The organism is Psychrobacter sp. HII-4 (genome assembly GCF_904846595.1).
Taxonomy (GTDB): Bacteria; Pseudomonadota; Gammaproteobacteria; order Pseudomonadales; family Moraxellaceae; genus Psychrobacter; species Psychrobacter celer.
On the sequence record NZ_CAJHBJ010000012.1, the window covers coordinates 62031 to 74234 of the forward strand.

General features: G+C 43.3%; 10 protein-coding genes and 1 tRNA gene. 6 read left to right on the plus strand and 5 right to left on the minus strand.

What is annotated here, in order from left to right; genetic code table 11:
• Nucleotides 1–79: 79 nt before the first annotated feature.
• Nucleotides 80–2128 carry an AAA family ATPase gene (locus JMX98_RS07710; protein ID WP_201585711.1) on the plus strand — a complete coding sequence of 683 codons (2049 nt, stop codon included), beginning with the start codon at nucleotides 80–82 and terminating at the stop codon, nucleotides 2126–2128.
• The gene (gene mcrC / locus JMX98_RS07715; RefSeq protein WP_201585712.1) at nucleotides 2118–3236 is read left to right on the plus strand and encodes a 5-methylcytosine-specific restriction endonuclease system specificity protein McrC; all 1119 of its coding nucleotides are present in this window, start codon (nucleotides 2118–2120) and stop codon (nucleotides 3234–3236) included. Before JMX98_RS07710 ends, mcrC begins: the two co-directional genes overlap by 11 nt.
• A gap of 541 nt (nucleotides 3237–3777) precedes the next feature.
• Here the strand turns inward: mcrC and JMX98_RS07720 are convergent.
• The 3 genes from JMX98_RS07720 to JMX98_RS07730 are packed head-to-tail and all read right to left on the minus strand — an operon-like array spanning nucleotide 3778 to nucleotide 5555.
• Nucleotides 3778–4068, minus strand: a complete 291-nt coding sequence (locus JMX98_RS07720; RefSeq protein ID WP_201585713.1) for a hypothetical protein — start codon at nucleotides 4066–4068, stop codon at nucleotides 3778–3780.
• Nucleotides 4065–5315, minus strand: a complete 1251-nt coding sequence (locus JMX98_RS07725) for a tyrosine-type recombinase/integrase (RefSeq protein WP_201585714.1) — start codon at nucleotides 5313–5315, stop codon at nucleotides 4065–4067. Before JMX98_RS07725 ends, JMX98_RS07720 begins: the two co-directional genes overlap by 4 nt.
• A gap of 24 nt (nucleotides 5316–5339) precedes the next feature.
• On the minus strand, nucleotides 5340–5555 hold the full coding sequence (locus JMX98_RS07730; protein ID WP_192994003.1) for a hypothetical protein: 216 nt from the start codon (nucleotides 5553–5555) through the stop codon (nucleotides 5340–5342).
• A gap of 196 nt (nucleotides 5556–5751) precedes the next feature.
• Here JMX98_RS07730 and JMX98_RS07735 point away from each other — a divergent pair, with 196 nt between their 5' ends.
• Nucleotides 5752–5979, plus strand: coding sequence for a helix-turn-helix domain-containing protein (locus tag JMX98_RS07735; RefSeq protein ID WP_201585715.1), 228 nt, complete (start codon nucleotides 5752–5754; stop codon nucleotides 5977–5979).
• Nucleotides 5980–6351: 372 nt separating this feature from the next.
• On the opposite strand, the gene JMX98_RS07740 is transcribed toward JMX98_RS07735, so the two are convergent.
• Nucleotides 6352–6426 (minus strand) — tRNA-Gly (locus JMX98_RS07740).
• Nucleotides 6427–6707: 281 nt separating this feature from the next.
• Between JMX98_RS07740 and JMX98_RS07745 the strand changes: the two genes are divergently transcribed.
• The 3 genes from JMX98_RS07745 (at nucleotide 6708) to JMX98_RS07755 (ending at nucleotide 11059) form a co-directional block, all read left to right on the plus strand.
• The gene (locus JMX98_RS07745; protein WP_201585716.1) at nucleotides 6708–8378 is read left to right on the plus strand and encodes an alpha-keto acid decarboxylase family protein; all 1671 of its coding nucleotides are present in this window, start codon (nucleotides 6708–6710) and stop codon (nucleotides 8376–8378) included.
• Nucleotides 8379–8822: 444 nt separating this feature from the next.
• Nucleotides 8823–10613: a potassium/proton antiporter gene (locus JMX98_RS07750; protein ID WP_201585718.1), complete on the plus strand. Its 1791-nt coding sequence runs from the start codon at nucleotides 8823–8825 to the stop codon at nucleotides 10611–10613.
• A 32-nt stretch (nucleotides 10614–10645) separates the two neighbouring features.
• The gene (locus JMX98_RS07755) at nucleotides 10646–11059 is read left to right on the plus strand and encodes an aldehyde dehydrogenase family protein (protein WP_201585719.1); all 414 of its coding nucleotides are present in this window, start codon (nucleotides 10646–10648) and stop codon (nucleotides 11057–11059) included.
• Between the two features lie 123 nt (nucleotides 11060–11182).
• On the opposite strand, the gene JMX98_RS07760 is transcribed toward JMX98_RS07755, so the two are convergent.
• Nucleotides 11183–11716, minus strand: coding sequence for a DUF2058 domain-containing protein (locus tag JMX98_RS07760; protein ID WP_201585720.1), 534 nt, complete (start codon nucleotides 11714–11716; stop codon nucleotides 11183–11185).
• Between the last annotated feature and the right edge of the window lie 488 nt (nucleotides 11717–12204).

The following is a 12204-nucleotide window of genomic DNA, read 5'->3' on the forward strand; positions in this document are numbered from 1 at the left end:
CGCTTAAGTACTGGTATCAATAAATTTTCATCTAGCAGAATCAACTCAAAATTAGCCACTAATCTTGAATAGGGTAAAAATGAACTTACAAAATTTGTATGATAGAACAAAAGACCTCAATTATATCGAAGTTGAAAAGCTAGGTGCCACGCTTTCAGCAGAATTTATAATGGCATATGTTAATCAGACTACTGATGATGAGATAAATGATCATCCAGTAGATTTTGTAGTAAATATTTTGAAACTCAGTATAGGTGTTCCATTTGAAAAGAAGCTAGACCTCATAAAAGATAAGAACTCCGTTATAAAAAATCATATGATAGTGGCTAAAGATTGTTATTTGGATAAGATTAAAGATTTAAACCCTCCTAAAGAGCATGATATATCATCGTCATCGGTTGCTGCTGGCGGATTCTATAGAAGCTTTGGAGTCATTAAATACGCAGACTTAAGTGATATTCTAAAAATAGAATATATTAAATTTGCTACTAATCTTAAACATCTTATCGAATGTCTATCTGAACTATACCGGTCTGATAAAGCTAATAAAGAAAAAGCAAGACAACTATATTTAGATTCAGGCTTGGATTTTAGTGTGAACCACATTACCACCAATATAGTTGCCAATATTATCTATCCAATTTTCCCAACTGCTTTTCCATTGACCAATGGTTATTGTTCAGAAGGCTTTAAATTTGTTGGTTTAGAAAAATTGCGAAAAAATAATAGTAATCCTGAAACCTATATTAAACTTGCAAAGCAGTTAGATTCCACTATTTTTGATGAGCTTGGATTGGAGAGTGAAGATAGACACTTCGGTGTAATTGATAAGATGTTTTATGTTTATGAGATGGGTGATAGCTTATTAGATTTAGATAGATCAGAGACGGTTTTAGATGATGCGCATGGTACGGGTAAGACTGATGAAGTCTCTAAAAAGAATTGGAAAGAGATGATTCCTTCTCAAGTAAAACAGCTTTGTAATGAAAAGCAGTCTTATGAATTTACGATAGATGAGTTTTTAGAAAGATTTACTGATGATATTAAAGAAAGGTATCCTAAGAACAGTGATATTGAAAGAGATGTTAAATACCTATTAAATAAAATGGTCAAAGATGGAGAAATGAAGTCACTTGGTAAGGGAGTATATCGTTTACTAAGTGAAGATCTGGTCAATGATCTTGATGTCGAAACAGATTCTGAGATTGATACATTGGTAGCTCCTGACAGCTACTCTATTGATGATATTACAGCTGACGGATGTTTTTTACCTCAATCTAAGATTGAGATGGTACTTAAGCGTCTTCAAGCTAAGAAAAACATTATACTACAGGGTCCTCCCGGTACTGGCAAAACTTGGCTTGCAAAAAGATTGGCCTTTGCTTTGATCGGTCAACGTGACGACAGTAAGATAAGAGCTGTGCAGTTTCATCCAAACCTATCCTATGAAGATTTTATTCGCGGGTGGCGTCCATCAGGCGAGGGCAAGCTGACATTGGTAGATGGTCCTTTTATGGAAGTGATTAAAACTGCCATAGATGATCCTGAGTCAAAATATGTCATCGTCATCGAAGAGATTAACCGAGGCAATCCGGCTCAAGTATTTGGTGAGATGCTCACGTTACTTGAGGTCGATAAAAGATCGCCAGATGAAGCGTTAGAACTGTCTTATAGAAAAACTGCTGGTGAACGTATTTATATACCTAGTAATTTATATGTCATCGGCACAATGAATATTGCTGACCGCTCGCTTGCATTGGTTGATCTGGCCTTGCGTCGTCGTTTTGCCTTTATCGATCTTGAACCGATACTTGGTAAAGCCTGGCGTGATTGGGTAAGAGATAAGAATGGTATTGACTCAGAATTCTTAGATAACATTGAGCAGCGAATTAGTGCTTTGAATGATGAGATTACTAAAGATCCTAGTCTTGGCGCTCAATTCCAAATAGGTCATAGTTATGTGACGCCAGCCGTTGGTATGAATATCACAGATGCTAAAGAGTGGTTCGTTGAAGTGGTAGAAACAGAGATAGGTCCTTTGCTCGATGAGTATTGGTTCGATGATCTTGAGAAATCTCGAAAAGCCCACAAGCGATTGACTGAAGGCTTGCAAGTATATGCCAGTTAAAGAAGACATAGCTGTAGAGTCCTCTGATGATGTTAACTATATAGGCAAGATACCTGTTCGTAATCTTTGGCTTCTTATGCTCTATGCGTCCGATATCTATAGAGAGCTTGACGTTGCGAATATTGCAGTTGAAGAGAACCCTGATGATATTCCAGACTTAATCGCCGAAATGCTTTGTCGACGGGTCGAACATCGCATTCAACGTAACCTAAGTTATAGCTATCAGTCTCGTGATGCTGTGCTCAGTCGTGTACGTGGCAGAATAGACCTTATAGGTACTGAAAGAGGCAGGTTGCTTGAGCGGGGTAAGGTCGCCTGCTGCTTTGATGAGCTAACTATTGATACGCCGCGTAATAGATATGTCCGAGCGGCTCTTGAGGCTATCTCTAAAGTCGTTAAACGTAAAGATTTGGCTAATTGGTGTCGATCGCTAGATATACGTCTAAGACGAATGGGTGTCAGTCAAACACGCCCCAGTCGTAGTGAGGTATCAGTGGATAGGTTTGGGAGACATGATGCTGAAGATAAGCCAATGGTAACGGCTGCACATCTAGCGTTTAATCTGGCCTTACCAACAGAATCTAAAGGTACAAGGCAGTTGTCTTCAGCACAGAGAGACAATCTACCATGGCTGCGCAAACTCTTTGAAAAAGGGGTAGCTGGATTTTATGCTACGGTTCTGTCAAATCAATGTTATAGAGTAAGCTCGGGAAAAGTGTTTAAGTGGAAAATAAGTGATAAAAGCTTAGGTATTGATAATATCCTTCCTAATATGAAGACGGACATCATCATTGATAATATTGACTCAGCACATCGCATCGTTATCGATACTAAGTTCAACTCTATAACAACAGATGGACGGTATCGAGATGAAACATTAAGAAGCGGATATCTTTATCAGATGTATGCTTACTTAAGGTCGCAAGAGGGTAGTGACGATCCTCTTAATGAGAATGCTTGTGGTCTATTTATTCATCCTTCGATAGGTGAAGATGTGAATGAGTATGTTGTCATTGATAACCATAAAATTCAATTTTCTACTATAAATCTGGCAGCACCTGCTATAGATATTCGAGAGCAGTTGTTAAAGATTATTGATACTGATTAATATAAAATATAGCTCTACTCATACGTTATGAGCAACTGTGTAGTTCCTTTTAAAGCAAATATCCGCTAACTGGACGCTGACATATTTGTCAGAAATCTAATACTATAAGAGTATATTGACACACTCAATTTAGATTTTTTTAAGAGGTAGGGTATCATCATTCACGAAAAAGCCAAACAACCTAAGCTGCCTGGCTTTAATATGTTGAACAATTTATCTGTGATTATGCTCCCGCCATACAGCATGCTCACATACCTCACAGCACCAACGCTCTTTTGAGCGCATATATGGAATGTCTGCTGGTATCTGTAAAGGGCACACATAACCACAGTACTCGCATCGCACATCATCTAAATATGCAAAACACTCACCGATTGTCTCGAACAGTAATTGTGCGCTAATCTGATACTTCTCACAGACGGTTTCTACATGCGCGATATAATCACTTTTATTATCATGTGACCAGTAATCCTCACAAATTCTTAGATCTCGCGCGTTCTGCGTCATACTTGGCTGAAGCTTTACACTCATAGCATTCTCCTTAAAAGCCACAGGCCGGTTGCGGTAGAAGCCTATAAAGCTCGCTCTGCAGCTGCTGACACATCTCATTAACAAGATAATCAGGATTGTCATCCAAGCGCTGCTGTACCCATACGCGCATCGCCATGTGATTATCAAAACAAGACTTCACTCCTAAGAAACGCGCCAAACCTTTACCAGATTGAATACAAAGCTCACAGATGAGCGTATTGGCAATCTGATTGGCATCCTTACTGATCGCACCATCTCGTTTGAATTCACCAAACAGTTTGTCATAATTGATGATTTTCATTGTGACGTCTCCTTGTCTGCTTTAGCGTCTGAGATAAGTTCTACCATCTTTGTTTTAGAATGGCTCGAGTCTCCTATTAACCGCTCTTTACTAGCCAGTAGTAGAGTGTCTATTGCAGAGCCATCCTGTCGGGTAATATCGGGCACATAGCGGCTATATACTCGAAACAGCATCTCCGTACTACTGTGACCCATTTGCCGAGCAATCCACTCAGGATTCTCACCAGCAGCGAGCCAGAGCGTCGCGGCTGTATGCCGAGTCTGATATGCGCGCCGATGTTTGAGACCGAGTAGGGCAAGGGTGGGTTTCCATATCCGACGATTCACATTACGATATTCCAAAGGATTACCTTGTGAATTGCAAAATACAAACTCCGACTTGCCATAGGTGACAGACTTTTGATCTTGCAGTGCGTTATATACTAACTGCGACATTGCAATCTCACGCTGTGAGCCAAGCGTCTTTGTCGGACCCATCTCACCATTGACTAATGCACCGCGAATACGAATCTCACGCCGATCAAAATCAACGCAGTCCCATTTCAGTCCATCAATCTCACTGGTACGCATCCCTGTGAAGAACCGAGTCGTATAATAGGCCTTATAGTCAGCGCGAACATGCTTTAAGAATAGCCATACCTCTGTTAGCGTAAACGGATTCACATCAGGACGCGCTTGCTTGAGCGTCTTAATGTTCTTATAAGGCATCTGAAACTCATAGCGATCAGCCGCCTCTTGTAGTATCATACGTAGTGGTACCATGATCTCGTTGATCCGTGCTACAGACAGACTTGACTGGGCATCTTTACCGTAGCGAACTTTGGCGAGGGCGCTACGAAAAGCCAGCAAGTCTGTTTTTTTTATGGCATGGACCGCTTTGCCACTAAACTCAGGTAACAGATACTTATCAAGGATAGTCTGAACCTTATCTTGATAACTCGGTCGCCACTCAATCTTCTTCTCCTCATACCAAATTTCCGAAAACTGCTTAAAGGTTGGATTGCGACTGATACAAGCTTCCGCTCTATCAGCCAGTGCTTTCAACTCCTGTGCGCGCTCACTCTTTGGGAAATAGGCCGCATAGTCAAAAATACCTAGGGTAATTTCAGCTTCCATTTTCTCGATGATTTTAGCCAGCTTCTTTCGATTAGCTGGAGTGTCTTCCAGAGTGGTTTTTTCTCGACACCTTACTCCTAAGTAGCGGAAGTCTACTACTAGTTTGCCGAATCGTCCTCTCATAGTCGCCATGATAACTCTCCTTGTTTAGGTGTATTACTGAAGGGCCATACCATTGATAGCACTCATAACCGGCTTACACATATCCTCTTCGATACGCTCCCAAACGTAGAGAATCTTACGACCACCGAAAGGGCGTATGTAGTGAATATTCTCAATCAGCACCGTGTCTTTGAGCTGGTTACGAATGGTACGGGGGTCGTATTTGATACGGTCAGCTAGCTCATCCGTTGTTAAGTAAGTGTTGCTCATAGTATTTACCTCTTTTCAGTTATTAAGTCATTGCATTAAGTGATAGAATAAAAGTTATTTCATCAACCTGTAAAAATGCATCTTGAAGTAATCAGCAATAAATTACCCGCTTAGAGGTATTTATTAACCGATTTGTGTAATATATTACCTTTTTACTTCAATGTAAAGCATTTTTACCCGAAAAGAGGTAATTATTTTGATTATATCCAGACTCCCTGTTATTTTGGCCGAGAAAAAATTACGTGTAGCAGACGTAGTAAGAGCAACTGGCATGAGCAAATCAACGCTTCATAAGCTATATAACGAAGAGTCATCAAGAATTGATTTCAATACGATTGATCAGTTATGTGAATTTTTAGACGTGCAGGTGGGTGACTTATTTGTTTATAAGCCTAACACTAAAGATGATGATGAAGAGTCTTGAGAGTTTCTAAAACTTGTAATAGATGTGCATAGAAACAAGTAGCAGTGCCTTATATATAAGGCTTTTCAAAGCTTATAACTGAGGTTGGGGTTGTTTATAATATTCACTTTTCCATGATTTGGTCACGTTTTGGTCACGCTATGAGCTCAATTTGTATAAAGATGAGAATTGCAAGTTGGGGTCAACTATAGAATCTGTATTTATAGCGTGGGCACGAAATGGTCACGTTTTGGTCACGCTGCTGATTTTCGAGCTTTTAATATGTTAGATAAACTTAACAGTTAGACTGAATAGCTGATACTGAAAAACGCTATAACCCCCGAAAAATGGACAAAAAAAAGCCTCACTATTAAGTGAGGCTTTTTAAATATTTGGAGCGGGATAAGAGATTCGAACTCTCGACCCCAACCTTGGCAAGGTTGTGCTCTACCACTGAGCTAATCCCGCTGATTCATCGTTTGATTAACTATCATCAGATGATGAAGGCGTATTATACGCGGTTTTTTTGAGGTGTCAACACCCTTGACGAAAAAAGTAAAAGTTAGCAAGACAGGTATGTCATCTGCTCATAAATCTATGTTATAACGGTTTCTTATAATATGCATTCCAAAAGCTTTGCATTGAAAAATAAGCTGGGATGCATTTTATAGTTTGTTTTTATGATGGTTTTCATCATAGATACCTACCAATCATACATACTTATAATGACAGGTCATAAGGATAAGGAAATGAGTCAACAATATACCATCGCAGATTATTTGTTTGATCGCATCGCAGAAGCGGGTGCAAGTGATATATTCGGTGTACCAGGGGATTTTAACCTCACGTTTTTAGACAATATCATCGCCTCTGACAAGCTGCGCTGGGTGGGCAATACCAATGAGCTAAACGCAGGTTATGCCGCTGATGGCTACGCACGTGAGCGTGGTTTTGCGGCCATGGTGACGACCTTTGGGGTGGGTGAGTTATCAGCGATAAATGCCACGGCAGGCTCTTTTGCCGAGTATGCGCCAGTGCTGCACGTCGTCGGTGCGCCGAGCACAGCGCTGCAAGATGCCAAACGCCGTATTCACCATACACTTGGAGATGGGGTATTCAATCACTTTATCAAGATGGTAGAACCTGTGACCGTCGCACGGGCACAGATTACGCCAGAAAACGCCGCCTCAGAGATCGACCGTGTGATCCGCGTGATCCTCAAAAAACACCGCCCAGGCTATCTTCTGTTGTCGCCAGATGTGGCAAAAATGCCGATTTATCCACCGACGACCAAGCTCGATGACAGTCAAGAAGACATCACCAGTCAAGCGGCGCTGGCAGACTTCAAGCAAGCGCTCACCGAGTTTTTGCCCAACAAGACCACCACGCTGATGGCAGATTTAATGGTGCATCGTTTGGGGTTACAAAACCAGCTAAAAGCGTTAATCGCTGAGACCGAGATTCCTTATACTACGCTGTCATGGGGTAAAACACTGCTTGATGAAAACAGCGAGCGCTGGGCGGGTACTTATGCTGGTGTCGCCTCACGTCCTGTGGTAAAGGACGCCGTAGAAAACTGTGAGTGTTTGATTAAAATTGGCGTGCAATATACTGATACGACGACGGCAGGATTTAGCCAAAATATCGATCAAAAAATAGTGGTCGACTTGCACTATGAGCGGGCGTCTATCAGTGGTCGCAACTTTGCTCCGATTGCGCTAAAGGACTCGTTGCAAGTGCTGCATGAAGTGATGACTTCTGGTATCGAAGTTGTACCTAAGCCATTTTGTAAAGAGATGACACCGCATGAGCAAAACGGCAAAGATGATGAGGCTATTCGTCAAGACGATCTGTGGCATATCATCGCTGATCATTTAGATCATAATAATCTGGTGTTTTCGGATCAAGGCACTTCGTATTTTGGCATCAGTGATGTGCGCTTGCCAGAAGGAGTGACTTCTTATGGCCAGCCGATGTGGGGATCCATTGGTTATACGCTGCCGGCCAGCCTAGGCGCTGCCATTGCTTCACCAAATAAGCGTAGCGTGCTGCTCATCGGTGATGGTTCAGCCTTACTGACGGTACAAGAAATCGCTGTCATGATTCAAGAGCGTATCAATCCGGTGATTGTGCTGATCAATAATGATGGCTATACCGTTGAACGCGCTATCCATGGCGAAAACCAGCACTACAATGATATCCCTCGTTGTGACTGGCAGATGATGCCAAAAGCCTTTGGTGCTACCGAAGACAACAGCTTACTGCTCAAAGTCACCACGGCAGGTGAGCTAAAAGCCGCGCTCAAGCAAGCGGCTGCTACCACCGATAAGCTGGTGATGCTAGAGGTGATGGCTGATAAGCATGATATTCCGCCGCTATTGGCCGATATCAGTGCGGCGCTAAAACCAAAAAATGACTGATGGCATGGTAATGCTATACGATAGCTGAAGCAGTCATCTGCTCGCTTGTATTTACTCGCTACCTGACCTCACTTGGCATCTGTGCTGAGTGGGGTTTTTTGTGCACTTATCGATACGTGTCGATAGTTAAGGTTTATTATCAGGTATGGTGAGCGAGGCGGGTATTATCATGATAAATTAGACGGTTAACAGAGGATAGGAGAGGCCGTATCATGATTTGGCTAAAAATGCTTATAGATGAATTGAAGGTATGGCTGACTAAAATAAATAGATATGAAAAGTGTTTTTTAAAATAGGATTTTTGCTCTCGCTCGTAGAAGTTATTCTTAGAGGCACTTTGAGCATTTTATTTGCAGTATTATCGATCGCGTCACCATATCGTCAGGTCAGTGCTATCGCAGGCGCAACATTTGTCATCACCGATAACCATAGGGCTTAAAATAGATGGATACCTTAAATATCCTATATCTCGTAGGAGCATTATTGATTTTTGCCAGTATCATGGCAAGTACGTTATCCGCGCGTTTGGGTGTGCCATTATTGTTGTTGTTTTTGATAGTTGGCATGCTGGCAGGCGAGCAAGGTATCTTAGGCATTGAGTTTTCTCAGTATGGTATTGCCAATTTTGTCGGGCAGGCGGCGCTCGCTTGTATCTTGCTCGATGGTGGTCTGCGTACCTCTTTTAAATCATTCCGCGTCGGACTCAAGCCGGCGGTGACGTTGGCCACATGGGGCGTGCTGACGACGGTGATGGTGCTTGGGGTCTTTGTCACTTGGCTGCTTGATGTCGATTGGCGTTTTGGGCTGCTGATGGCCGCTATCGTTGGCTCAACCGATGCCGCCGCAGTATTTTCGCTACTACGTAATGGCGGGGTCAAGCTAAACGACCGCGTACAAGCCACGCTAGAGTTGGAGTCGGGTGCCAACGATCCGCTGGCCATTTTATTGGTGACAGGACTGATTGCTTTAAATGTCGATCCAGCAGGTCAGAGCGTTCTTGGTTTTTTGGGTTTGCTGTTGCAGCAGCTGGGCGTGGGTCTGGGCATGGGACTGTTATTTGGCTACCTGCTAGCGCGTCTGTTGCCAAAAGTGCATCTGGCCGAGGGTATGTATGCCATTTTGATACTGTCCGCGGGCCTTTCGGTCTTTGCTGCGACCAATTTGCTTGGCGGTAGTGGCTTTTTGGCGGTCTATCTGACGGGCGTACTGATCGGCAACCATAAGGTGCGCTCGACTGAGCATGTCATGCGCGTGATGGATAGCTTTGCTTGGTTGTCGCAAGCGGTTTTGTTTGTGGTACTGGGGCTGTTGGTGACGCCATCAAACGTCATCAACGTCTGGCATTATTCGGTGGCGATTGCAGCCTTTATGATACTGGTGGCACGTCCGATTGCGGTCTATACCAGCGTCAAGCCCTTTAAGTTTAAAGACAGAGAGATTGGTTTTATCTCTTGGGTGGGGCTGCGCGGGGCAGTTCCGATTACCCTTGCTATTTTGCCTGTGATGGCTGGCATAGAGGATGCCTTTATGTTGTTTGACATTGCCTTTGGGGTAGTGGTGCTGTCATTGATCCTGCAAGGGACGACGATTCCTTTTATGGCCAATGCATTTCGGGTGCGTATTCCGACCAATAAAGACCCAAAAGAAGAGCATGAAGTTTGGGTGTCAGACAAGGCCAGTATTACCCTGTATGAGTTTGAGGTGCAAGCAGGGGCGTTTGCGATAGGTCGCCATCCGCTCGGTATCTCCAACCGCATCAGCCCAGATGAGATCAGTGTGTTTGCCTTGGTGCGTGGTCAGCAAATTGTCGTGGTCGAGGAGGACACCAAACTCAGATATGGCGATAGCGTCTGGTATGCCATGCGCGGCAACCATGCCAGCAAGATCGCCAAGATTTTCAATGACACGACTTTAGACCGTAAAGCCATCGATGACTTTTATGGTGACTGGCTGCTATCACCCAGTGTCAAGCTTGGTGATTTGCCCTTTTTTACCGACATGGTGACCTCAGAGTCGCTGGCAGACACTCTCAAGTATAAAAAGCCAAAAAACACTGAGAGCATGTTGGAGCAGACGGTCGCTGAGTATGTCGCACAAAGCTTAGAGACCGCGCCTGTGTCGGGGGATACGATAGAGATCGATGATGTGTGGTCATTGGTGATCAAGGAGGTCGATGACAAAGGCAAGCTCAGAACGATCGGCCTAAAACATGAAGAGCCGGAAAAAGCGCTTTAGTCGTTTGCCGGCTGTGATAGCAGACTCATCATATGCTGCAAAAAATCCGCGACATGCTTATGCAGGTTTTGCCGATATGCCCAGTGATGCTTGACCTCGCTGCGCCGACCATTTATACCGAGGTACCAGCGACCAGTCGCTTGTGGGCAGAGGAGGTGTTTGGGCTTGTGTTGGTGAGTGCGACCTTTGCAGATAACGCGCAGGCGATTGCGCTTGCCAATGACAGTAAATATGCCTTGGCTGCGAGTATCGTCAGCGCTGATGAGAGTGCAGCGTTAGAGATGGTACGGCACATTCGAGCCGGTCATATTTGGGTCAATGAGCAGCAAATCGTTGTGCCCGAAGCGGGCTGGGGCGGGTTTAAGCAAAGTGGTATCGGCCGAGAATTAGGGACTGATGGCTTATCTGCTTATCAAAAGAGTAAGCATGTTTTGCTACCGTCTTAATTGTCGTTTTGATGACAGTCTTTATGAGTGCTCTTATGTCTCTGTCAAAAAACCCCCTGTATAGAACGCCTATATAGGGGGTTTTGGTTAATGCTTAGTCAGTAGCAATTGAATAACTGCGACCTACCACATCAAGTCATCTGGAATCACGTAAGCGGCATAAGGATCGTCTTCTGCCAACGCGTCTTCAGCAGTATCGTTTGATACCACCATAAAGCCTGTCATCTTAGCATCTATCCGGTCAGCTAGTGGGCGTGGTAGCAGGGCATAGCTGTCCTCTAGGCGTGCTATGACCACATGGCCTGCGACGATTTGATCATAGAGCTTTTGGGTGATATAAATCTTTTTGATTTTCGTATCATCCACAAACTGATAAGTAATCTCACCTTGTGTATCAGTGAGCTGATGCTGCTTAATCATCTGAATGATATTGGCTTTTCGTGTTTTTTCTTCTAACGCTCGTTGTTTTTCTTGATTGAGCTTTTGGTCTTTTTCCAGCTTTTTTGCTTGAGCTTCTGCCAGCGCCTTTTTGGCTGCTGCGCTGTCTGAGTCGCCAGTACGTTTGGCATGCTCTGCTTGTTTGCTGATTTTTTTGGCCTTTTTGCTATCGACCAAACCAGCTTTTAATAATTGAGCCTGAAGGGCGTTTTTTGCCATAATTCACTCACCTAAATCCACTCATTGAAACCGCGATATGTCACTTATAACATCCAAGCCCTGTATTGTAGCAAAATTTGCTAAGAGATGGGGTGTGAGTCTGTCAGACGTCGCTGGATGATATAGGCCAAATTGGGTATCATCAAGGCAGTGGCTGAGGTTTTAGTGTTTGGCCATATTAAACGAGCTATATATAGTCAATTCTCAATAAAACAGATACATTATATATCAACGTGGAACTGGTATAAATTTTCCTTGCGTGCTGTGCCTGCGCCGACAGAGGCTGCGTAAAATTTATTCCAGTCCCACTGTATCGTTTTTATACTGAACTCACTATAGCTATAAATAGCGGTATCGGGGTTGCAAACAGTTAAATAAAATATATACAAACCTACCTATTTATTACTATAATAGATAGATTATATCTATAATATAGAGAGCAAGTTATGGGGAAACTGGTTAGTATTGGGGAGGCTGCCAAACATTTC